We start from the raw sequence: 20,254 nt of genomic DNA, 5'->3' as shown, positions 1-20,254 counted from the left end.
AATCCAGCCAATCGTCCACGAACTATATCGGGTCTAAGTCCTTGGGAAATTGGCCGGCGCGCTGCCACTGCTCTTGATCGAGGTCTTCCATCGTGTCACGCAGATGCCAAGCCCTGTTCAAGTGCGCAAACACATGGCCGAGGCCAATGCGAAGATTGACCTCATCGTAATCAGCCTCGCTACTCATCTCCGATATTAACGTGGTCAAATGTTCTTGCGCATCTTCAAGCTCGTACATCAGTGTGGCCCATGCTGCCGGGGCGCTTTCTTTACTAATCATAGGGCAACCTTAAACTACACTTCAATAACATAGTGAACTTCCGCTTTTGGCCGGTTGCCGTCATTGGCAGGTTCCGCCCCGAAGCGGACCGTCGAAGGCGACAAAAGTGGAAGTACAACATTCGATATGAGCAGAGGCTTATGGGCTGTACGAAGCAAGCTCCAGGACGTTTGCGCGATAGATCGATTAGATATCTCCGTTCTCTTGAGGCGATCTACCCTTGATAACGATTTCGATAAGGACTTTTTCGACTTCCATGAGCCCGTCAACTGCATCATCAAGCAACATCGGGGTGCCACGGCTCAGTACAAATGCAGCAGCCATGTTGTCCCCGCCGATGAACAGCTCAAGCGCCTCTCGCAGAATCGATTCCGGTACGTCGTGCTTGAATAACCCGGAGGTCCGCTGCTTTAAATATTCGAAACGTGGCGGCGTGAGCGGATGGCGTTTGACCTTGTTAGCAGCTAGCTGCGAAAGAACTTGTGCCGTTGGCTGCTTGGCCATCGCGCCGACCAATCGCACAACATCTTGGGTGACTTTGGCAGCAAGATCTTCGGGCGACGAGAAGAAGTTAACTACATGTGACCGCTTCAGAACCTCCTTGAAGTCGCGCAGTTTCTCTGCGGACGAGCCAGTATCTACATGCTTTGGAAGAACCGGGTGCGCTTCCTCATCGATGACGTAGATGAGGCTTGGCAAACGAATCGCCTGGGCTTCCTGATATTCCAGTTGGGTTAGGGACTTTCCGGACTGTGGATCGACGAAGCCGTATCGCATGGCGAAGATGCCCACATACACATTCGCGTGTCGTACGAGGCGAAGGCACTCCTCCTTTGGTGTATCGGTTAGAGCGCCGAAGAATTCCATTGCCTGCGAATCGTACTGGAGTCTTCCTATTGCTTCTCGTACAAGCAGGCGGTGTCGCTGGAGATCTGTGAAGGTCGAGCTTACGAAGATTGATGGCGGCATAAATATATATATGACTTGTTCATGTTAGTAAGACTACGGACCGCTATTGGCCGAACCCGGTCGTTCGGCCCAGCATAGCAGGTTGCCAGGGTAAAAATCTTGCTGCTGCATCGGCAGGCTGCATTCGCCCCAAAGCGGACCTTCGCCGTCAAGCGACTAAGGTTTGAACAGCTGCTTTCACTTCGAGTCTTGCCCCCACGTCAGGGCACGAAAACCATGTAGACAGTCACGACTTAATAACAGCCACGCACTATGCCCTTTCTCTCACTGGGAGCACTTGCACCTAGGTCAAGAGGGGCGGATAAGGGCTGGCACGTACTCGAGTAGCGCACTGGCGCGCTGCATCACCCTCGGAGCCGGGTCTGCTTTCATCAGAGCCTCAACAGCGTAACGAAGGCCCTGCTCGCTAGGCTGATTTTCAAGAATGGGACCTATGCGCCGCAAGAACGGCGTCCGAGGATTGGCGATGGCCAAAAGTGCGTCAACCGCAATCAGACTAAGGGGGCGGCCGGCCTTCAGCCACTCTTCGCCCTTGGGCCAATTGAATTTTGACGCAGCGGCAAGATAACCCCATGCTTCACTAGTTGACTCACTTGCATGGGTCTCAATCCAGCCGAGGCTTTTCGTTGAGCGGAAGTGCGCCAAGGCTCCGAACTGCTTCTGCCGCATTTTCTCTGGTAGCGTCTCGAGCGCCATTGTCACCAGCGGAAATCCTTCATCCTCGGGGAGACAAGCTGCTGTGGCCGCTGCAAGTGACCAAAAGGAACCGCAGTCTGGGTAAGACTCCCAAGCGTGCCGTACAAATACCCTCCCTTGTGCGCGAAAGAGCGCAGCCACTTCCAAGGTGACCGCCCTGACCGACGGATTCAGAGTGCGGTCGAAGCGCTCGGCAATGCACGACAATACGCTTCCTTGGGGTAGTCGCCGCCATGCCGCAAAGACATCCTCGTCAAGGTTCCAGCGAGTCACCGAGTAATCGAGAAGTGTGGCAGCTGCCGTCTCGACCTGGCTGAGTGTAGGGGCGGGGTAGAATTCAGCGTCTTCGACATCCTCTTCTGGTTGAGTAGCTTCCCCGTTATCGTCGTAGAAATCGTCGTGTAGCAGAAACTTTGCCCATCCGTGTCTCTTCGCGAGGTTGAACCACTCGCTTGGACGAAGCCCGCGGCTTATTAAACGTCCGTGACATTCTTGGCAGACCAGATACGGTTCGTTTGGGTCGTCGTCCCGTTCTTCTATTAACGACGGGCGGCGTTCACATGCTTGGCAAAGAAAAGTCATATTTTAATAATGGTCGTTGCACTGAGGCGTCGAGTCGTGCAGCTCTTGAGCCACCTAAAAAGACCGCTTCTGGCCGGTTGCCGTCGTTGGCAGGTTACACCCCGAAGCAAACGTTCGAGCTATGGTTCTACTCTGTAGCACCTTCGCACGTCTGTCGCTCTTTATCCCACCTGCCACTATGGTCTAAGCAACTGTCTATTCTCACTTCGTTCCGTAACCACAGGCCAACGGCGACCAGAAAAGCAAGCACGAATGCTCCAAGTAGAAATTTTCTAGTTTTCATTTGTATTGGTCGGTAGTGAATAGGAAAGTTCGAAAGTCCGCTCCTGGCCGATAGCGGACGATAGAAATGCCTCGCCAAGATTTTATTGCCATCATAACAAAACAGGTTTTTCAAAGCGTGCTAACACAGCAGCAAGGCGCAGATAAATTCCAAGGAAACGGAAACAATCACTGCCCAAACAGCTGTTCTAGCCTTCGTTGATCCCCCGCCGCTACAAAACAGGCACTCTGCCAGCGCTGCGTGCGCTGCGCCTGAGCAGATTCAGGCGAGCACCACGGCGGATACACGCGCAGCGCTCGCTTGCCGCCCTGGCTGGCGCGCGACATCACGCCCCGCTCCAGCAGCACGCTGCGCGGAAAAACGAAGAAGCCGTGCCGCGCGCCATCGTCGTCGGTCACGGCGATGATGACGACATCAACGAGGTCCGCTTCATCCAGCGGGGCGATGTCGGCATCGGGATGGGGGCGCTTCCAGACGGTGACGAACTGGCCAATTTTCGTCGGCGTGGTATTGGCTACGCGCAGGACCACACGTTTGCCGTGCAGTTCGGCGCGGCAGGCGCCGTATTGCGCGCTTTCCGCTTCCGGCACGGGCGCTTGGGGCAAGCCCAGGAAAGCCCAGGGACTGGCCTTCATTGCGCGCTGAACTCGGCCGCGGCCTTGGCCGCCCAAAGGGCCTCATCATGACTGGCGAACGGGCTGTCATAGCCATCGACCTTGCCATCCTCATCGACAAAATACAGCCACCAGCCGTCGGCCTGCTGGCGGATGGCCGTATGGCCCGGTGCACAATGGGTGTCGACGGACTGGTCAGCCGACAGGGTGGCGATGGTGATGCCACGGTGAATAATATGCTGGGGCGTCATGGGAAAATATGTCGTGCAAAAAAATCAATGGCCGTAGTGTAGCCGCGCCGGCCGATCCTGACCAGTACGCGGCCGAAAAAAGGCCGCCAAGATTGAGGCTTACGCTACACTATTCCTTCATACGGAGGACAACATGGCATCACAACAAGGCACGGTGGATTTTTTACTCGACCAGATGGCGGGCGCGAGCGGAGTCAGCGCGAAGAAGATGTTTGGCGAGTACGGCCTGTATTGCGACGGCAAGATGTTCGCCATCGTCGCCGACGACCAGCTCTTCATCAAGCCGACGGACGCGGGCCGCGCCTGGATCAGCGCACAAGGCACGCTGCAGGAAGCGCCGCCCTACCCGCAAGCCAAGCCATATTTTTTGATCGACGGCGGACTGTGGGACGAGCGCGATTGGCTGAGCCAATTGGCGCGGCGTACGGTCGATGCATTGCCGCTGCCGAAACCTAAGCTGCCACCAAAGCCGAAAAAATAACTTGTACTAAATCGCAACAGCAATAGAAATTGTAATCGTGACTATTGGATAGTTTTTGAAACGTTCAAGTAGATAAGCTTCTGGTAACTTTCGAAGAGTATTATTTCTCGCCGGATCGGGTAGGCGCGCCACCTGAGCAGCAGAATATGCCAATTATCGTTTGAGGAGAAGCTATGGGCAATGTGTTCTGGTCAGACAGCGCAATGATGATGGAGGGGCGCTACCCTTCGATCCTAGCCATTGGAGACTCCTGGTTCTGGTACCCATTCCCAGGAGGATCACTGCTCAACCAGCTCGGCAAACTTGTCGAGACTAAAGAGCACGTCATATTCGCCCTCGGCGAAAACGGTGCGGAAATTGTCGATTATGTCGCTGGCAAACACTCCAAGTTAATCAGAAAGGCACTCAAACTCCACGGTCCATCACTCTCGGCGGCGTTCATTAGCGGCGGCGGGAACGACTTTGCTGGCGTCAATGATTTGAGGCCGATGCTCAATATCAATTGCTCTACAGCGAAAACACCGGATGATTGCTTCCGGCCAGGTACGGACGACCGAACCCTCGAATGGCTGATGCGAAAAACCGCCGAAAATTACGAAATACTCATCGGTCAGATCATGGCGGCGACGGGGCCAGACGTGCCGATCGTTCTCCACAATTACGATTACGCACTTCCCACTGGAAAAGGAGTGTTCGGCAAGGAATCGACGTGGCTACGCATGGCGTTGGACGACGCAACCGTACCATTGGCCTTGCAGGCAGGCTGCGTCAGACTCGTAATCGACAGACTAACTGCCGAACTTGTAAAATTAACTCAAATCGATCCGACACGAATACTACTTGTCGACAGCCGTGGATGTCTTGAGCCGAACCAATGGGCCAATGAAATCCATCCAAAGCCGGCTGGGTTCAAAAAAATTGCGGTCACCCGCTGGACACCAGTACTTCAGAGCCTCAGCTTGGCCGCCTAATTTTTGTAAGACGAGGTGCTATCGCAATGCGCCGTCCCTGCATTTACCGCCCACGGTGGACGGCATGCTCAACGCGTATGGTCGGGTCCATCCGCGTTACACCCATCGCCATCGCAGAAGCGTGCCGCATTTCGAGCAGTGGCTGAGTTGAACCAAACGCTATGACCCGGTGTGCCTGCTCCTGGTCCCCAATTAGTGTCGGCCCTTCTCCTTCAAAGCCCGCTTGAGCGTTCTGTGCTTCAGCAAGACCCACCAAGATCGGCGGATAATCTGGATGCTCATTGCGCATGCGATAGCCTCGGTACCGATTCTCGAACTCCTTGGCAATGAAGGGCCACTCCTTCTCGGTCTTCACGCCCAGCGCCGTCCATCCTCCCATTTCAGTCAGCACGCGGTGCACTAGAGCGTCATCAAATGCCACACTCCGGTAAGTTCCAACTACGCGTAACGCGCGGTCGACCTTGGCCCAGGCCACCAGCGCCGAGTCCTGCGTCGTGCCGCCCATCATGCGGATCAAGTCAGCCGGCTTCGGTGCGAACTGGCCGCTATCGGGGTTGCGAACGTGGCGGTCGAAGGCCTGGCGCACGGCGGCAAGGTCATACTGCCGTAGCGCGCCCCACCAGATCGTGATGGCGAACTCACTGGCTGCGCGCCCGTATAGTTCGGTAATACCGCCAACCATTCCGGCGAAATCCTCGTAGTCATCCTGCGTCATGCTGTCCTCCCTGTGCTGCTGCGTTACCGAAGATTCGGGCCTTGGCGCGCTCTGCAGCGGCCATGGTCTGGTCGTAGACCGTACTGGTGCTCTGCCCTGGCCCAGCGCGCACCCCGTGCTGCGTGATCCATTCTGCTTTGAGGCTGCGCCAACCACGCTCGCAGCAGATGCGCAATGCGCCTTCCAGGGTCAGCCCGGCCTTTTCCGCTTCGCGCACGATGCCCTGGATGGCAGTCCTTGTGATCGGCGCCTTGTGTTTCGTTCGCAGCGCCTTGAAATCATCAACGATCTGCGGATCAACGTCGGGGAACAAAGCGTCGGGAGCCGGAGGCGACTTGTCTTTTGTTTTTACTGGTTTATGGTTATTGGTTATTGGTTCTTGGTTATTGGTTGGCAGTGCGTCTGCATTGCCTTCGCTATGCGTCGGCATAGCATCCGTACTGCCACCCTTATTCCATCGCTTGTTGGCGGCATCTGTGGCCTTCATGCTCTTGTCTTTGAACGCAGCTATCTCGGCATCGCAGCGCTTATGCACCCAGCCTGCGTCCGTTGCCTGGAAAAACTCCTGCAGGACGATGCGCACGGCATCCTTCTCCTCATCCGAGCGTGCGCGCACCAGGCGGAAGAGTCCGGCTTCGTCATTCGACAATGGGGCTTCCGTGGTGTAATAACGATCCATCAGGCGACGATATGCACCGTCCTCCAGTAAAGAAAGATGTGCGGTGTCGGTGGTGTAATCGCCAATGTGGTGGCTGTAGTAGTTCAAGGAAGGGCCTCCTGCACACGCGCCGTGCCGAACAGGGCCACTACCAGCGGGTCACCCACGGCGCCCGCCTTTCGGATCCAGTACTTGCTGCGCCAGCGCGCCTTCATCGAGTCATAGCGGCCGTCCTTCTTGGCCTTGGCCTCGAAGCGCAAGCGAATCTGGCGCTTGGACAGGTGCTGCAGCTTGCACGGCGCGTCTGGCAGGTTGCCGACGGCATACACAGCCATGGCGGCGCCAGCACGCGGGTGCGGCCGCCAGCCGGCGATATGGATCTTGCGATCGGCGTGCAGCAAGCGCACCCAGCGCAGCACGGCTGCCTGGCTGACGCCGGACTTAGTGACGATATCGGCTTTGGTGCCGGGCATAGCGCCCAGAACAAATTCACTGAAGTTAATTCGCGTCATGTGTGTTCCATATTTTGTTTTTGATTATTGGCCGCCGCAGCGAGCAGACCCATTGACCGTAAAATTTCGTGTGTGCGGCCCACGGCCAAGCGAAAGGCAGCCTGCAGGCATTCCAGCGACAGATCAGCCGGGCGCGGGCGCCGGCCGTCAAGTACGTCGTGGCAGGCGCTGCAGCCGAACGCGGCGGCCGTGTCTGGTGCCTTCAGGCCCAAGCCTTTTCCGTCCGCCAGGAAATTCGAGTGGCAAAGCACGGTGGTGTCAGGGTCGAAGTTGCAGACGGCCAGGCGCAGCGTGCAGTCCTGGCCGCGCGCGGCGCGCCGGATCGGCGTCGAGCGCTGGCCTTTGGCCCTCAAGCCGACCTTGCGCTTCGGCGCCGTACGCTTGAGCTTTGACACTTCGCGCGCCTCGATGCGCTCGCTTCGTGCGAAAGCCGTGCGTTTCATCGGCGTGGTAGCGGGCTTCATGGGGGAGCGACGCATCATGCTACGATTCGCTTTTCGCTAGAAATGGAAATTATGGAACCCACTGAATTCCTGAAAGCACATTCGGCAAAACGAACGGCGACAGCTCTAGAAGAATTAGCTGCTTCAACAATGGCGACGGCCGCCGACTCCAGCGCCGCGGCAAAATTAGCTGCCGAAGCAGCGCAGCGTTCAGCAAAATGGACCATGGTTGCAGCAATCGTCGCGGCATTCGGCATGTTAATTTCTGCGATCAGTACAGGCATCACTGCAGCACAAGCCCTGCACTGGATTAAATAAATGGGTTTTTTCAGAGTCATTAAAACAGCCCCTCCTGAATTGGCGCGGCCGTTCGCTGCCAGAACGTGATCGACTGGTGCGTCTCGATACGCTCCCGCATGATGGCCGCGCGCGCCTCTTTCGTTGGCGGCGTGTAGGTACCGCGCCACGCCGAATCAATCCCCACGTTCTGGCCGATGTTGGTGCTGTCGGCGCTGGAGAACGGGAAGCGAGAGAAAATGGCTGGATCAAGCATTCTCAGCCCATGAACTTTCGCCGCAGGCAGCCCCTGCCGGTCGCAGATCACATCCATTGCCATGGCCATTCGGGTCCACCACGCCGGCGTACCGATCTGCGCGAACTCGCCCGAACTGCCCAGGCAAATGCGCGGCCAATCGCTGACGAGGCGATCCAAACGGCCCAGCGACTCGTGTAGATGCCACACCGGCGCACCGACATGCGGCGCCGACGCTCGCCATGGCCATTCGGCCAGCAGCGCATCGTTGTCGGCCTCGCTACCGTCGATGACGTCAGGGATTACCGCGAAATCGAAGTTCGGGTAACGGTGTAACTCACCCACCCATTCATAGAATAGCGACCAGTCTGTGATCGGTTGGCCGCTGCGCCAGGCCGAGAAAGCCCCATTGTCGACTGCAAACGACTGCGCCACCTCCAAGGCGATGGTCAACTGGTCCGAATGGCGGAACGAAACGAAGGCGTGGCCACAGCTGATGGCACGTACCGCGGCGGTAGCCGGGGTTATTGGCAGTCCGTGGTAGTGGATCATTTCCCACCGCCAATACTTTGCGTGTTACCATTCCGCCAACTAAATTCGGAGGCAGGATGGCTTGGTACGACAAATGGGCAATCATGGTCATAGCCGGAGCCATAGGTTTGGCTGGCTACGAAGGAATTCCATGGTGCAAGATGGACATTACGGTATGGGCATATTGGGTTGCTGCGGTTGGTACGATCTCCACCCTCTTGGGAACTATTTGGCTTGCAACAAACGAGTCCAGGCACAGACGAGCAGAAGCTCTTTCCAAGGCTAAATTGACTGCTCTCCACATCCACATGAATTTGCTGCATACAGAGTCGCTTGCAAAAGGGGTTCTTGAATCCCTGTCGAACTTGAGAGATTTTCTTGATGAGCATGCCGCTGTTGAGCACGATGTAATTAAGGCAATTTTCATTGTTAGCGATACTCTTGATCGCAGCGTCTATTTCACTGCGGATGAGTTGAGCAGGCTTATTCCTCTTCCAGATCACTGCGCGGACAAAATCGCGCTGGGTCAAGGTGTTATCAATGCGTGCGTCAAAATACTGAAAGGAACAGATGCCACTGATACGAATACCGATAGTCTCCGCGAGCACCTTTCTGAATGCATTGGTATCTTGAGCAACGCAATCCCCCTTATTGAGCAGGGACGTGACGTTATAGAGCGTGAGGCTGATTGGGGATTGCAGTTCAAGTAAGGAAATATCGACTTTCCCGATAAATCGAGCGCTGCTCGAAGAACTGCTGCGAACTACCTCATATGCGGTTTTTGTCATGGCTTGCCCAGGCAATTGCGCGATACCAGCCGCGAATAATTCGGACTGGTTCATCGTCAATCCTCCATCGCACGCTTGATGCCTGCGGTGTCGAGGCCAGCAGCCTTGCAACCCAGGCGGGTGGCGTGGAAGTAGGTCATGTCGCCAGTCATGCGGCCAGCCGTGGCCAGGCCGGCGGCCACGAGGCGCTGCATGGCCTCGTGCTGCTGGACGTTGTCGGCGGCAAAATAGTTGCGCCAGCCCCATTTTGACTTCGGATATTGCTGCACGGCGCCCAGCATGTGCTGCAGCTTGGCGAAGTCGCCAGGCATGATTGCGTCGCGGACGGCGGCCAGCGCGCAGGCGGCGCATTTGCCGTGCTGGGCCAGCTGCTTGGCGGTGCTGGCTTTGCCGCATGCGCAGACCTTGCGCACCAAAGTCGGCGTGGGGCTTTCATTGGCGATAGCGCGGTGTTGCCGCTCGGAACGGGAAAGGTCGTAGATCATGGTAATATTTCCTTAATGCAATCCACATACCGAGGTGATATATGAGCTATAACCAAGCTGGACCCGATGAAAGTATCGAAGATAAAATTCACGAACTTGAAAATGAGCTGGCCATCAAAAGCGCTAAATGGGCCGCCGCTGTAAATCATGTTGCCTATGTGAAAGCAAATGAGGGGGACGTGGAAGCGGCTCAGGAGCGAGTCCGTGAAGCGAAAGTCTTCACCGAGAGCATTGAAGCGCACCTCAAAAAACTGCGTCAGTTGGTTGGTCGAGGTTAAGTTCACGCCACCCTCGCAATCTCGCGCTCATGCGCGAAGTTGGCGAGGGGCAGACCACGACCAATGCTGGAAGGAGAAATGGGAAGGTCGCGCCTCATGCTAAGATTCCTTTCCAGCAACTCTTGACAGCTACATGAAATATCCCTATCTGACCGTCGCACTCCTCGTAATCTTCGGGATCATCGACATCGCTATCTTGGGAAATCACTACGAGCTCACGAAGTCCGATTGGTCTGGCTGGGTGCAAGCGATAGGCTCTATCGCGGCCTTGGGAGTAGCAATTTATATAATGACTCGGCAGAATCAGCACGCTGCTCGGCTCTTGATTGACGCAGATAAACGAGCGTTGATGCGACGGGCTGACGCAACGGCCGCAGTAATAGACCGTGCCATGAACCAATTGCAGCAATTTTGCAAATTGATTACGGAGAGTCTGGCGGTAGGGAATGAAAATAATATTCGCTCTGCAATTCTCACTTCGCAATTTGCACTGCAGGAAGCGCAAGGTGCAACACGCGCCATTCCGGCGCAGGAGTTGGGATCCTATAAAATGGTGAGCGGTTTGAGCAAAATTGTGCAATCCCTCAGCACATTTGATAAGTGGGCTGAAGTGTTGCTCAATGACCCGCTCCTTCCGGCCATAGAAGATATTCAAAGGTTTCTGACAAGGACGCTTTCGAACTGTGAAAATTCCAAGATGCTCTTTTTCGAAGGCGTTGAAGCCCTCAAAGCTGAGTAGCTGCACTACTTCACTTTTCGTGGCCTTTTGACATTGATGCACGTGCTTCATGGCCACACCTCGGCAGCTGGCCGGCGAACGACCAGGACAGGCATTGCGCCCAACGTGCCGCGAAAGTGTGGCGTGGCCACCTGGCCAGGCTGTTCGGACTCAGCGCCCAGCAGCGCCGCGCGCGAGGCGTCTTTCACCACGTAGCGAATACCCACCAGGCGCACATTGCCCTGTATGAAGCGCGAGAAGATCATGCGCAGGCGGTGCTCCATTCCCGCCTCTTCGATATCGAAGCCAGCGCGCTCGCACACCTGGTAAAACGTGCCCGGCCCGGCCAGCAACGCCTGCAGTAGCACGTAAGAGCGGGAGCCTTGTTTCGGGAGTGTGACGCCAGAACGGCGGCGTTTCGTCTTGTTTACGCCAAAAGTCGGGCGCGCGCGATTGTCAACTTGGCCAGTCACAATGCCACCTCCGCCAGTACCGAGTCGCGCCATTTCACCTGCTGGATAGGCGTGCCGCTGGAATGCGCCTTGCCCGTGTCCATCACGTAGGCATGTTCGCGGCCCTTCTCCGTTGGCACCCAGTGGCCAGCGATGTTCTCTTGCAGGCCAGCCTGCACCAGCAGCTGGTTGAATGCCTTGGCGCTCTTGACGAAGCGGCTGCCCAGCTCGGTCGGCGTGTAGTAAATCTCCTGGCTGGGCGTGGCCAGGTGCGTGCGTTCCATCAGCTGCAGCATGTTGACACCGGTCAGGGCAGCCGTGCCCTGGTTTGCGCTGATGGCGGCGGCGTTTTTGTCGAGGCCGATCAGGCGCGCAATGCCGAAGATGGCGCGGAATTCCTTGGCGGGCGAGATTGCGCTGGGCTTCAGCGCAGCGACTGGCGCTTGGGCGGTGGCCACCGCGTCGAAGGTGCGGATGACTTCCAGGTGGAACTTGGGACTGATCCACATTGCATAGGCATAAACCAGCTCACGGCACATGTAGGTACCCTGCCCTTGCCCGCCACGAATAACCGATACCGGTTTCCCGGTATCGCCCGTCATTTCTCCCGCAATCGCCTCAGCCAGCTCGCGGGCTTGCTGGGTGTCCATCCAATATGCTGGGCCGTGGCGCTTCTCGCCGCCGGCAGCCTGATGCAAATCGTTCAGGCGAAAACGCCCTTCGCTGTCAGTCGCGATCAGCGTATTCGCTATCGTGATGCCTTTGTGTTGTACAATTTCGGTCATAAATTCTTTCGCGAATTTTTGTTGTTTCAAGGAAGCCCGCCTGCCAGCGGGCTTTTTTCATTTCTGGCCTTGCAGTTCCCGCAGCATTGATTCGTGGTGCTGGCGCGTCCGGACGTGGCCGGGATCGACTGGCAGAGCGCCGTCGATCGGCTCTTGCTGGGCGTGGTTGCCCTCCTCGGCCCGCGCCGCGCTGGCACCGGCCTCCGGCTGGAGTGTCGTCCAGGTCAAGCCGCCACCTCGGCGCGCGCAATGCGCTTGAGTTCGCGGATCGACACGTCGAACACCTCGTGCATGCGGATCAGCAGCGAGGCGCCGATTGGCAAGCGGCCGTGGCGAATCTTGGAAATCACTGGCGGCGCCACTTCCAGCGCCCGGGCCAGGGCGGCGTCGTTCTTTGGGCCTTTGGCGAGCAGCGTGTCGAGCAGCTCGTTGTTGCCAGCAGCGTTGTCCAGCGAGCGATACGGTGTAATTGCAGTTGTTTGCGTCATGTCATGTTCCATCTTGATGGTGATTAAAGTGGCTGTTTCCGGCCATGCGATGCTGTAGCTGTCGGGTGCGGATTCGTTATGGCGGCTCGCGCCGCGGCACCTCGTATTTCTTCGCCACCCTGTCGGTGGCATCACGCCATTTCTGGCGCGCTTCCTTGTGCGCGGCCTTCGCGCTTGCCTCGCCCTCCCCGTCCTTGGCGCCCTGCAGGTCTTTCTCGGCCTGGCGGTAGATCATCGAACGCTGGAAAACCAGCTCCTTTTCCTCGGCCGTGGCCTCGGCTTGTTTATTCAATAGCGGCCTCCATGCCGTTAAACCCGCATCCGCACGACGCGCGGGACGACACCGAAGCACGGGCGCGACGCCGGCATAATCTGGGCCCTGTTATTTCCTGATATGGGCCTAGCCCCACTCGAAAACGGCGGCGTATCATTCCGTTTCGGCCTGGCATCCAGGTGATTGCGGATGATCACGATCGTGCATTCGTTCAGCACGTCGCTGACGGTCTTCCGCATCGAAGTGCATGCGGCTTGCAAGGCATCCTTGTTGTCGTCGGTGATGTAGCCCTTGACGAGCGCGGTACGTTTTTGTTTCTGTTTCATGGTTTTCTCCTGGTGGTCGGTGTTACAGGGTTTGGGTGCAGCGAAAAAAGTACCGGGAATTCCTTCGTGCTACATTGCTATCTCCGCAATAAAAATTTGAAAGAATGTCCTATGGCAATCACTACTGTCTCTGCCGCGATTACGGCATTTAGGGCCACAATTGATTTAGCAAAAGCTGCCATTGCGGCACGCGACGATGCATTAATCGTGATAGTCATCGGTGACATGAACGACCGAATGCTTGATATTCAGAGTCAATGCCTCGCACTCCAAGAGAAGCAAGCGGCGCTGGCCGATAGCGAACGTGATCTCAAAGAAAAATTGCGAAAGATGGAAGAAAAAGCGGCGGACCTTGATCAGTACGAGCTGCACCAGAACACTCATGGTGCGGTCATGTATCAGTCCAAGGGATCGCTCGACTCCTCGAACAAACCGGTATATCTGTGCGCAAACTGCGTGGCCGCCGGCGTAAAAACGTTTCTTCAACTTCGAACGAGCGGACTCGTGACCGTGCTCTTTTGTAAAGAGCATGGTGAAATCCGATCTGAGATTCCTGACAAAGTGGTACAACCGGTGCGCATTAAGTTCTAGCTTCATGCTGGCTCCTTCATTTGTTTCAGGCATTCATCGAGCGGCACGCCAGGTTGCAGCTGGTGCAGTTCGAGCAGCGGGATGCGCACGATGCCGGCCGCCGAGCGCGGTGGGGAAATTGGGATCAGGCGGATCATGGCTTCGCGCCCGCGTCGATGCGCGAGTCGGTCTGCTGTATTGAGGCTTGAGTGGACTCGGCGCTCGAACGGAATGCAGCGGCAAATATCTCAGGATGATCCAACCTCACCTTGGAGGGGATCCCCCGAACCATCCAGTTTTGGACGCGCTGAACCCCGCCTTGCTTCGCATAGCCCAGCAGTTCGGCCAGCTTTGTTGGACCGCCAAGCTCTGTAATTTGCTTTTTATCGTTGTTCATCATGTATGAGTTCACTGGTGAAGATGAAAGCATTAAACACTATGTTTATAAACAAGTCAAACAAATTTAAACGTTGCGTGTAACACATTTTGTTTAGTTAACGGGAAAATCGCGCATGAACATACAGATGACCCGCCTCTACGAGGCAGCAGAAGCACTCAAAAATCTTCATAGTCAAGCGGAAGTCGCGCGCGCCCTGAACGTATCCTCCCAGGTGATAAACAACTGGGAAGCAAGAGGAATTTCAAAAGCTGGCCTGATAAATGCTCAGACAGTACTTGGCTGCTCAGCCAGTTGGCTAGAGAGTGGTGTTGGAGCTATGTCCTTGACGACGATTGAGCCTGCCAACGTGTCAGGTTCAATTCGTGTTGAACAGGCAGATCGAGACAATACAAACTTTGTTCATATCAAAAAAGTCAAGCTTCGCTTGTCTGCCGGGGTAACGGGCTTTCAAGCGGATCCGGAATTTGACGATGGAGGAACCATTCCCCTTGACCCTCGATGGATAGCAAAGCATAAATTCGTGCCAAGCAAGCTAATAGCAATTAAGGTAAAAGGGGAAAGTATGGAGCCTTCTCTACATGAAGGTGACATTGTCATTATCAATACAGAAGATCAGAAACCCGTGGACGGCGTTGTTTTTGCTGTAAATTATGAGGGTGAAGCTGTTGTAAAGAGATTATCACGTGACATTGGTGAATGGTGGCTTACTTCAGATAATGCAGACCAAAGGAAATATCATAGAAAAATGTGCCGGAATGGTGAGTGCATTATCATCGGTCGAGTAGTAAGACGTGAAGGAGATAAAATCTAGTTACTGCGATCTCAGGATTAGCCCACACCAACATTAAATAATCTAAAATCACAACTGAAATCTTGATTATGAAAAAAGTAGTTTTTGCATTAGTACTTCTAGGCGGATTCCATCATTGTCTGCAAGCGCAAGATGCGCCAAAATCAAAAGTAGCACCCAAGAAGCAACAAGCGAAACAAACTAGCAAGACTGCGCAGGATTCCATCAGTTACGATGAAAATCCCTTTGATATAAGCGTTGAATCGTTGCCAGCCAATTATCGCGGCCACAGCTGCGCCGAGATTGTAAGACCTCTCGGCAATATCAAGTTAGAGAAGGATGAATTCGAGAGTTCAAAGGCATTCGCAGAGCGTATTGAGTTCGTCAAAGATAGTCCATTATATGGAAAACTTAAAGGAACGAGCACTCTCGCATTCTCACCGGCAAGGCCACTACTTTTGCCAAAGTATGACGCCGATACCGAAACCATGACGATCAAGATAGTTTCACACGGATCTCAATCAGTTCGTATTGGTGAGAATTTTTATTCCTCAGCACCGATTATAAAAGATTTATCTGATTCGAGAAGCTACGTGGCTGAAAATGGTTATGGAAAAAAAATTGAAGTAAATAGCTTTACTTATTTAGTTTGTGGCATCACGTTTGCCAACGTAAATTCTATAGCAAAGTCCATTCACATCCCCTCGGAATTTTCTTTTAAAGTTGCCCCCGAACTTGCCAGGGATAGCAAAGGAAATATTGGCATCCTATACATTACAAACCTTAGCGCACCATACATTGTGCGATACAGCGACTACATGAAAGCGACTATGGACAGCCCGACAGAGATCTCAATGTCAGGACCATCAATCGTAACCACCTTATCCCAAGTTTGGGTGTACAACACTAAGACCGGGCAGATTTTTGCGAAAGAGCCTCTGTAGACCACTCCCCTATTCCACATCTCAAGAAGCCCGCTACATGCGGGCTTTTTTTCGCCCTAAAATTTTGCGATTGAAGTAGTCAAGTTGGGTAGAGCAATCACAACTCCCCTACTCTCCCGACTCCAGTAGCACACCTGGAGTCCGTCAGTTCACACACCAGAACAGCAAAGCCCTCGTGCGCTCAAGCAAACAAAAATCTCCACAAATTAAACAAAACGTTTGACTCTGTTTATAAACATGGTGTTTAATACGCTTATCGAACAGCAACCACCGGAGTACACCATGTCCCCAGCAGAGCTCGCAGCACTTGAAGCGGTCCTCGTCGCCCATGGCGAAGTGATCCCGCCAATCGCAATCCCGGCCCGCGGCTAATCGTCATGAGCGCCCGCGACCACGACGCCGCTCAACTGCAAGCCGAGCTGGCACAGCACCATGCGCCGGCCCCGCGTTTTCACTTCGACGTGACGATTCACTTCACGGACGGCACGTACCGCAACAAGGTCCGGGCCCGCAACAAAAGTGTGGCGCATGCCATGGCCCTGACGGATGCACGTATGGCCTCTCCCTGCAGCACCTTCTACGGCAAAGAGCTCGGCCATCTGGTCGAGCTGGCCAAACAAGAGCAGCGGTCGCCCGCACCGTAGTTCAAGGCGGGACAGGCCGGCGGGCCGGATAAATGCCCTGTGGGATCAGCATGCCCCGATTGATCTTCGTGAGGATCAGGCGCCCGGGGAAGCCCGGCGCCACAACCAACCTTAAAGGAAATACAGCATGTCGAATTTCAAAAAAGATCAGAAGGTGAATGTGAAGGGCACGAAAACCGAGCCGCTGCCGCGCCCGGGCAAGTTCGTGAAGACGCACCCCGGCGCCCGTGGCGACTTCCTGGAAGTGCTGCTGGACGGCTCGACGCAAAGCCAGCGCTTCCGCCCTTCGCAGGTGTCGGCAGCCTGATTTCACCCCGGCCAGTCGCCCTGGCCCGTTTCGCCGGCGTAACCGGCGGCCAACAAGAGAGGCGTTTGCACTATGCAAGCGGGGCCGAGCCGAAAGCAAATCCCGCCGTCTGACCAAACGCCTCCCTTGTTGGCGGCCCACCAGCCGCAGGACTCACACGCCCGACGGATTATGCCGGGTCGTCAGCAACCCATTAACAAGAGGAGCAGGACATGAGCTACATGATCACCATCCGCACCGGCCCGCGCGCCGAGGATGTCGCGCACTTCGCGGCCATCGGCAACTTGGCCGCGCTGATCGATGCCGCGTACGACGGCGGCGCCCTGGGCGTGACTGCAATGGTGCGTCCATGATCGCCCTCTTCCACCGCCTGCTGGCCGCCCACCGCCACTCCCAGGCGCAGCACCAGCACCGCATGAACAAGATGCGCCTGGCCGGCGTGCGCCGCGAACTGGCCGGCCTGGAAGAAATGCGCAAAGAACTGATCACTGCACAGATCGAAGCGCTGATCGACCTGGAGGCATCCGCCGCGCGCGTGCAACGCCTGGGCCGCGCCCACCGGGAGGCGCAGTGGACGTCGTCAGCCAAGCCGTGATGGACGTGGCCAGCCAGGCCTTACGCAACTGGCATGCCGGCCACGCCATCGCCTACGCCGTCCGCCTGGCGCTGTTGAAAGCAGAAATCATAAAACTCACAAGGAAAAAGTCATGAACGCAGTTACGCAAGAAAGTCGCACCGCCATGCAGCCGACGCAATACGACCAGGGCGACATGCCCGTAGTGGCAACCAGCAGCGCCTCGCTGATTTTGGACAGCGCAAGTATGGACAGCATGATGCGCCTGGCCGACATCATGGCTAAAGGCCGCGCCACGATCCCGGAACACCTGCGCGGTAGCCCGGCCGACTGTGCCGCCGTCATCATGCAGGCCATTCAGTGGCGCATGAACCCATTCGCAGTGGCGCAGAAAACCCACTTGGTCAACGGCGTGCTGGGCTACGAGGCGCAATTGGTCAATGCCGTGATCCAGTCGAGTGGCGTCACGGTCGACCGCTTCAATTACGAGTGGTACGGCCCATGGGAAAAGATCATTGGTAAATCCAAGGTCTGCACCGCGCCGGCGAAGGGCACGAAGGGTGCGGCTGACTACAAGAAAGAATATCAGTTCCGCGTGCCGGACTACGACCTCAAGGACGAGGATGGCCTGGGCGTGCGCATCTGGGCGACGTTACGCGGCGAGACTGAGCCACGCGTGCTCGAGTTGCTGCTGGTACAGGCCAGCGTGCGTAATTCCCCGCTGTGGGCGACGGACCCGAAACAGCAGTTGGCGTACCTGGCTGTGAAGCGCTGGACCCGCCTTTACTCCCCCGACGTGATCCTGGGCGTGTATACGCCGGACGAGTTGGACGAAGGCAGCCGCGAGGCGCGCGACATCACGCCAGCTGCGGCTGCTACAGATGACCGCACGATCGATCAGTTGCCGGAATGCACCGACGAGCTGTTCAAGCAAAAAACGCCGGAATGGCGCCAGACCATCCACAGCAAGAAGAAAACGCCGGCGCAGCTGATTGCCATGCTCAGCACCCGGGCGACCTTCACCGAGGCCCAAAAAATGACGATCGACAGCTGGGCGCACGAAAACGACTAATCGCCACACCACACAAAAAATCACCAAGGACACATCATGCAACGTGAAAACACTCTCACCCGCGAAATCCACAATCTACTCCAGGGCAGCGATGACTGGCACGCGTTCCGCTTCAACCACCACGGCGCCAGCGAGGCAGCCGCGATGCTGGGTCTGTCGAAGAAGGTAACTCGCAGCGAACTGGTGCGCATGAAGGCGACAGGCCTGGCCAAGGAATTCAGCGATTGGGTACAGGAAAACATCCTGGATTATGGCCACGAGGTCGAAGCGCTGGCGCGCCCGTTCGCCGAGCGCATCATCGGCGACGACCTCTACCCCGCCACCCTGTCGCTGGGCCGCGAAAGCGCCTCTTGCGACGGCCTGAACATGGCGGAGACCATCGGCTTCGAGCACAAGCAATGGAATGCGGATCTGGCCGCGTCAGTTCGCGCCGACGTACTGCCGGAAGAGCACCAGCCGCAGGTCCAGCAGCAGTTGCTGGTCACCGGCGCCGAGAAGTGGCTGTTCATGGCATCCGACGGCACTGAAAACAACATGGTCTGGATGTGGGTTTATCCGGACACAGCCTGGTTCGCGCGCATCGTCGCCGGCTGGGAGCAATTCGATATCGACGTCGTTAACTACACGCAGGTCGACATTGCCGAGAAGCCGGCCGCCGAGCCTATTGCCGCCCTGCCCGCCCTGGTCGTCCAGACCGAAGGCAAGGTCGTCAGCAGCAACCTGGTGGCGTACAAGGCCGCCGCCGAGAAGTTCATTGCCAAAATCAACACCAAGCTAGAAACCGACGAAGACTTCGCCAATGCTGAAAACACCGTCAAGTATTGCGGCGAGGCTGAAGATAAGCTGGAACTGGCCAAGGCTGCCGCCCTGGCGCAGACCGCGACCATTGACGAAATGATGCGCACGGTCGACCACATCAAGGCGCAATTTCGCGCCAAGCGCCTGGAACTGGAAAAGCTGGTCAAAACCCGCAAGGAACAGATCAAAGAAACCATCTTGAACGAAGGCCGCCATGCCTTCACCGCCCACATCGCCGCGCTCGAAACCGAAATCACGCCGCTGCGCTTGCAGCAGTCCCAGCCGGATTTCGCCGGCGCAATGAAGAATAAGCGCACCCTCGGCAGCTTGCGCGATGCAGTCAGCACCACGCTGGCCAACGCCAAGATCGCCGCCAATACCCAGGCAGCCGACTACCGCGCCAAACAGGCTTGGTGCCGCGAGCACGCCGCTACCTACGGCTTCCTGTTCATGCACATGGCCAACATCATCGGCAAGCCCATGGAAGACTTCCAGCTCGTCATCACCAGCCGCATTGCCGATCACAAGCGCGCCGAGGAAGCGAAAGCCGAAGCCGAACGGGCCAGGATCCGGGAAGAGGAGCGCGTCAAGGCAGAAAAGGCAGCCGCTGAAACGATCCGCCTGGCCCAAGTCGGATCTGACCGCCTCGCGGCAGAGGCGGCGCAGGCCGAACGCGAGCGCGCGGCAGCCGACACGCAGCGTCAACTGGCGGAGCAAGCCTCGCAGATCGCTGCCGAGCGCGCCGCCGAGCCGAGCGTCCAAGTTGTGGCGCCCAAACCGACCACCCCTATCGCCGCCCGCCGCGCGCCGACCGCCGCAGCACCGGTACCGGCCCCGAGCCGCTCAGCGCCAGCACCTGACCTGCTCGACGCCGCTGCCGATGACCTCTACCCATCCGACAGCGACATCCTCGATGTGTTGTTCGAACAGTTCGGCCTGACGCCAGCCGAGGCCATCGACCGCCTGGACAAATTCGACTTTGCCGCCGCGCGCGCCGGTCTGGTCGCCGAAGCCGCATAAACACCGCCCCGCCCACCACCTGG

General features: G+C 56.6%; 35 protein-coding genes and 1 pseudogene. 16 read left to right on the top strand and 20 right to left on the bottom strand.

Going from position 1 to position 20,254, the window contains the following annotated elements; all coding sequences use genetic code 11:
* Window positions 1-22: 22 nt before the first annotated feature.
* From JAB1_RS07135 to JAB1_RS07115, 5 genes are all read right to left on the bottom strand, one after another.
* Window positions 23-280 (bottom strand): hypothetical protein, encoded by a 258-nt coding sequence (locus tag JAB1_RS07135; protein WP_070279286.1) that lies wholly within the window; start codon window positions 278-280, stop codon window positions 23-25.
* 186 nt (window positions 281-466) lie between these two features.
* Window positions 467-1,249, bottom strand: coding sequence for a DUF4062 domain-containing protein (locus tag JAB1_RS07130; protein WP_070279285.1), 783 nt, complete (start codon window positions 1,247-1,249; stop codon window positions 467-469).
* Between the two features lie 288 nt (window positions 1,250-1,537).
* Window positions 1,538-2,527: a hypothetical protein gene (locus tag JAB1_RS29425; protein WP_139144451.1), complete on the bottom strand. Its 990-nt coding sequence runs from the start codon at window positions 2,525-2,527 to the stop codon at window positions 1,538-1,540.
* A gap of 450 nt (window positions 2,528-2,977) precedes the next feature.
* Window positions 2,978-3,445, bottom strand: a complete 468-nt coding sequence (locus JAB1_RS07120; protein WP_070279283.1) for a MepB family protein — start codon at window positions 3,443-3,445, stop codon at window positions 2,978-2,980.
* Window positions 3,442-3,675 carry a hypothetical protein gene (locus tag JAB1_RS07115; RefSeq protein WP_070279282.1) on the bottom strand — a complete coding sequence of 78 codons (234 nt, stop codon included), beginning with the start codon at window positions 3,673-3,675 and terminating at the stop codon, window positions 3,442-3,444. Before JAB1_RS07115 ends, JAB1_RS07120 begins: the two co-directional genes overlap by 4 nt.
* Before the next feature lie 133 nt (window positions 3,676-3,808).
* Here JAB1_RS07115 and JAB1_RS07110 point away from each other — a divergent pair, with 133 nt between their 5' ends.
* Together JAB1_RS07110 and JAB1_RS07105 are read left to right on the top strand one after the other, a co-directional pair.
* Complete coding sequence (locus JAB1_RS07110) at window positions 3,809-4,156, top strand: TfoX/Sxy family protein (RefSeq protein ID WP_034784115.1); 348 nt, start codon at window positions 3,809-3,811, stop codon at window positions 4,154-4,156.
* Between the two features lie 173 nt (window positions 4,157-4,329).
* Window positions 4,330-5,127: an SGNH/GDSL hydrolase family protein gene (locus JAB1_RS07105; RefSeq protein WP_070279281.1), complete on the top strand. Its 798-nt coding sequence runs from the start codon at window positions 4,330-4,332 to the stop codon at window positions 5,125-5,127.
* A gap of 43 nt (window positions 5,128-5,170) precedes the next feature.
* Here the strand turns inward: JAB1_RS07105 and JAB1_RS07100 are convergent, their stop codons facing one another.
* The 4 genes from JAB1_RS07100 to JAB1_RS07085 are packed head-to-tail and all read right to left on the bottom strand — an operon-like array spanning window position 5,171 to window position 7,494.
* Complete coding sequence (locus JAB1_RS07100) at window positions 5,171-5,842, bottom strand: DUF6475 domain-containing protein (protein ID WP_070279280.1); 672 nt, start codon at window positions 5,840-5,842, stop codon at window positions 5,171-5,173.
* Window positions 5,829-6,608, bottom strand: coding sequence for a YdaU family protein (locus tag JAB1_RS30110; RefSeq protein ID WP_070279279.1), 780 nt, complete (start codon window positions 6,606-6,608; stop codon window positions 5,829-5,831). Before JAB1_RS30110 ends, JAB1_RS07100 begins: the two co-directional genes overlap by 14 nt.
* Window positions 6,605-7,012 (bottom strand): hypothetical protein, encoded by a 408-nt coding sequence (locus tag JAB1_RS07090; RefSeq protein WP_139144450.1) that lies wholly within the window; start codon window positions 7,010-7,012, stop codon window positions 6,605-6,607. Before JAB1_RS07090 ends, JAB1_RS30110 begins: the two co-directional genes overlap by 4 nt.
* Entirely contained in the window at window positions 7,009-7,494 is a 486-nt protein-coding gene (locus JAB1_RS07085; RefSeq protein ID WP_217494270.1) for a nuclease domain-containing protein, read from the bottom strand. The genes JAB1_RS07090 and JAB1_RS07085 overlap by 4 nt, the downstream gene beginning before the upstream one ends.
* Window positions 7,495-7,527: 33 nt before the next feature.
* Here JAB1_RS07085 and JAB1_RS29415 point away from each other — a divergent pair, with 33 nt between their 5' ends.
* Window positions 7,528-7,773, top strand: coding sequence for a hypothetical protein (locus JAB1_RS29415; RefSeq protein ID WP_139144449.1), 246 nt, complete (start codon window positions 7,528-7,530; stop codon window positions 7,771-7,773).
* Between the two features lie 19 nt (window positions 7,774-7,792).
* On the opposite strand, the gene JAB1_RS07080 is transcribed toward JAB1_RS29415, so the two are convergent.
* The 3 genes from JAB1_RS07080 to JAB1_RS07070 are packed head-to-tail and all read right to left on the bottom strand — an operon-like array spanning window position 7,793 to window position 9,791.
* Window positions 7,793-8,539, bottom strand: coding sequence for a hypothetical protein (locus JAB1_RS07080; protein ID WP_070279277.1), 747 nt, complete (start codon window positions 8,537-8,539; stop codon window positions 7,793-7,795).
* The gene (locus JAB1_RS29410; RefSeq protein WP_139144448.1) at window positions 8,536-9,360 is read right to left on the bottom strand and encodes a hypothetical protein; all 825 of its coding nucleotides are present in this window, start codon (window positions 9,358-9,360) and stop codon (window positions 8,536-8,538) included. Before JAB1_RS29410 ends, JAB1_RS07080 begins: the two co-directional genes overlap by 4 nt.
* A gap of 2 nt (window positions 9,361-9,362) precedes the next feature.
* The gene (locus tag JAB1_RS07070; protein WP_070279275.1) at window positions 9,363-9,791 is read right to left on the bottom strand and encodes a hypothetical protein; all 429 of its coding nucleotides are present in this window, start codon (window positions 9,789-9,791) and stop codon (window positions 9,363-9,365) included.
* Between the two features lie 41 nt (window positions 9,792-9,832).
* Here JAB1_RS07070 and JAB1_RS29405 point away from each other — a divergent pair, with 41 nt between their 5' ends.
* Together JAB1_RS29405 and JAB1_RS07060 are read left to right on the top strand one after the other, a co-directional pair.
* Complete coding sequence (locus JAB1_RS29405) at window positions 9,833-10,069, top strand: hypothetical protein (RefSeq protein ID WP_139144447.1); 237 nt, start codon at window positions 9,833-9,835, stop codon at window positions 10,067-10,069.
* 133 nt (window positions 10,070-10,202) lie between these two features.
* Window positions 10,203-10,808, top strand: a complete 606-nt coding sequence (locus tag JAB1_RS07060; protein WP_070279273.1) for a hypothetical protein — start codon at window positions 10,203-10,205, stop codon at window positions 10,806-10,808.
* 47 nt (window positions 10,809-10,855) lie between these two features.
* Here JAB1_RS07060 and JAB1_RS07055 read toward each other — a convergent pair whose 3' ends face one another.
* Both JAB1_RS07055 and JAB1_RS07050 read right to left on the bottom strand, forming a co-directional pair.
* Window positions 10,856-11,155, bottom strand: coding sequence for a hypothetical protein (locus JAB1_RS07055; protein WP_139144446.1), 300 nt, complete (start codon window positions 11,153-11,155; stop codon window positions 10,856-10,858).
* A 101-nt stretch (window positions 11,156-11,256) separates the two neighbouring features.
* Window positions 11,257-11,937, bottom strand: coding sequence for a KilA-N domain-containing protein (locus JAB1_RS07050; protein WP_254672038.1), 681 nt, complete (start codon window positions 11,935-11,937; stop codon window positions 11,257-11,259).
* On the opposite strand from JAB1_RS07050, the gene JAB1_RS30230 reads away from it, so the two are divergent.
* A complete protein-coding gene (locus JAB1_RS30230) occupies window positions 11,905-12,114 on the top strand; it encodes a hypothetical protein (protein ID WP_254672044.1) in 210 nt (69 codons plus the stop codon). The genes JAB1_RS07050 and JAB1_RS30230 overlap by 33 nt on opposite strands.
* Here JAB1_RS30230 and JAB1_RS30105 read toward each other — a convergent pair.
* The 4 genes and pseudogenes from JAB1_RS30105 to JAB1_RS29400 all read right to left on the bottom strand — a co-directional run bounded on the left by JAB1_RS30105 (window position 12,082) and on the right by JAB1_RS29400 (window position 13,112).
* Complete coding sequence (locus JAB1_RS30105) at window positions 12,082-12,252, bottom strand: hypothetical protein (RefSeq protein ID WP_217494269.1); 171 nt, start codon at window positions 12,250-12,252, stop codon at window positions 12,082-12,084. The two genes, JAB1_RS30230 and JAB1_RS30105, sit on opposite strands and share 33 nt — an antisense overlap.
* Before the next feature lie 26 nt (window positions 12,253-12,278).
* Window positions 12,279-12,512 (bottom strand): annotated as a pseudogene (locus JAB1_RS07045) (helix-turn-helix transcriptional regulator); the annotation flags it as partial.
* 76 nt (window positions 12,513-12,588) lie between these two features.
* Window positions 12,589-12,804 carry a hypothetical protein gene (locus JAB1_RS07040; protein ID WP_070279269.1) on the bottom strand — a complete coding sequence of 72 codons (216 nt, stop codon included), beginning with the start codon at window positions 12,802-12,804 and terminating at the stop codon, window positions 12,589-12,591.
* A gap of 17 nt (window positions 12,805-12,821) precedes the next feature.
* Window positions 12,822-13,112 carry a hypothetical protein gene (locus tag JAB1_RS29400; protein WP_139144445.1) on the bottom strand — a complete coding sequence of 97 codons (291 nt, stop codon included), beginning with the start codon at window positions 13,110-13,112 and terminating at the stop codon, window positions 12,822-12,824.
* A 111-nt stretch (window positions 13,113-13,223) separates the two neighbouring features.
* On the opposite strand from JAB1_RS29400, the gene JAB1_RS29395 reads away from it, so the two are divergent.
* Window positions 13,224-13,703, top strand: a complete 480-nt coding sequence (locus JAB1_RS29395; protein WP_139144444.1) for a hypothetical protein — start codon at window positions 13,224-13,226, stop codon at window positions 13,701-13,703.
* Window positions 13,704-13,705: 2 nt separating this feature from the next.
* On the opposite strand, the gene JAB1_RS30510 is transcribed toward JAB1_RS29395, so the two are convergent.
* On the bottom strand, window positions 13,706-13,840 hold the full coding sequence (locus JAB1_RS30510) for a hypothetical protein (protein ID WP_275527763.1): 135 nt from the start codon (window positions 13,838-13,840) through the stop codon (window positions 13,706-13,708).
* Window positions 13,837-14,082, bottom strand: coding sequence for a hypothetical protein (locus tag JAB1_RS07030; protein WP_083299597.1), 246 nt, complete (start codon window positions 14,080-14,082; stop codon window positions 13,837-13,839). Before JAB1_RS07030 ends, JAB1_RS30510 begins: the two co-directional genes overlap by 4 nt.
* Before the next feature lie 112 nt (window positions 14,083-14,194).
* Between JAB1_RS07030 and JAB1_RS28660 the strand changes: the two genes are divergently transcribed.
* The 9 genes from JAB1_RS28660 (at window position 14,195) to JAB1_RS07005 (ending at window position 20,231) form a co-directional block, all read left to right on the top strand.
* A complete protein-coding gene (locus tag JAB1_RS28660) occupies window positions 14,195-14,893 on the top strand; it encodes a S24 family peptidase (RefSeq protein WP_071653307.1) in 699 nt (232 codons plus the stop codon).
* A 68-nt stretch (window positions 14,894-14,961) separates the two neighbouring features.
* Window positions 14,962-15,816, top strand: a complete 855-nt coding sequence (locus tag JAB1_RS29390; RefSeq protein ID WP_139144443.1) for a hypothetical protein — start codon at window positions 14,962-14,964, stop codon at window positions 15,814-15,816.
* 377 nt (window positions 15,817-16,193) lie between these two features.
* On the top strand, window positions 16,194-16,460 hold the full coding sequence (locus JAB1_RS07025; RefSeq protein ID WP_070279266.1) for a hypothetical protein: 267 nt from the start codon (window positions 16,194-16,196) through the stop codon (window positions 16,458-16,460).
* Between the two features lie 127 nt (window positions 16,461-16,587).
* Window positions 16,588-16,767: a hypothetical protein gene (locus tag JAB1_RS07020; protein WP_070279265.1), complete on the top strand. Its 180-nt coding sequence runs from the start codon at window positions 16,588-16,590 to the stop codon at window positions 16,765-16,767.
* Window positions 16,768-16,979: 212 nt separating this feature from the next.
* Window positions 16,980-17,120, top strand: a complete 141-nt coding sequence (locus JAB1_RS29840; RefSeq protein WP_175445030.1) for a hypothetical protein — start codon at window positions 16,980-16,982, stop codon at window positions 17,118-17,120.
* Entirely contained in the window at window positions 17,117-17,362 is a 246-nt protein-coding gene (locus tag JAB1_RS07015; RefSeq protein WP_070279264.1) for a hypothetical protein, read from the top strand. Before JAB1_RS29840 ends, JAB1_RS07015 begins: the two co-directional genes overlap by 4 nt.
* Complete coding sequence (locus tag JAB1_RS29835; RefSeq protein WP_175445029.1) at window positions 17,338-17,478, top strand: hypothetical protein; 141 nt, start codon at window positions 17,338-17,340, stop codon at window positions 17,476-17,478. Before JAB1_RS07015 ends, JAB1_RS29835 begins: the two co-directional genes overlap by 25 nt.
* Entirely contained in the window at window positions 17,475-18,413 is a 939-nt protein-coding gene (locus tag JAB1_RS07010; RefSeq protein ID WP_070279263.1) for a RecT family recombinase, read from the top strand. The genes JAB1_RS29835 and JAB1_RS07010 overlap by 4 nt, the downstream gene beginning before the upstream one ends.
* 36 nt (window positions 18,414-18,449) lie before the next feature.
* Complete coding sequence (locus JAB1_RS07005; protein ID WP_083299596.1) at window positions 18,450-20,231, top strand: YqaJ viral recombinase family protein; 1,782 nt, start codon at window positions 18,450-18,452, stop codon at window positions 20,229-20,231.
* Window positions 20,232-20,254 lie beyond the last annotated feature (23 nt).

Origin of the sequence: Janthinobacterium sp. MP5059B, assembly GCF_001758645.1 — a bacterium.
GTDB lineage: Bacteria > Pseudomonadota > Gammaproteobacteria > Burkholderiales > Burkholderiaceae_D > Janthinobacterium > Janthinobacterium lividum.
Note: the sequence above shows the minus strand (reverse complement) of the source record. Positions and strands in the feature narration are given on the sequence as shown.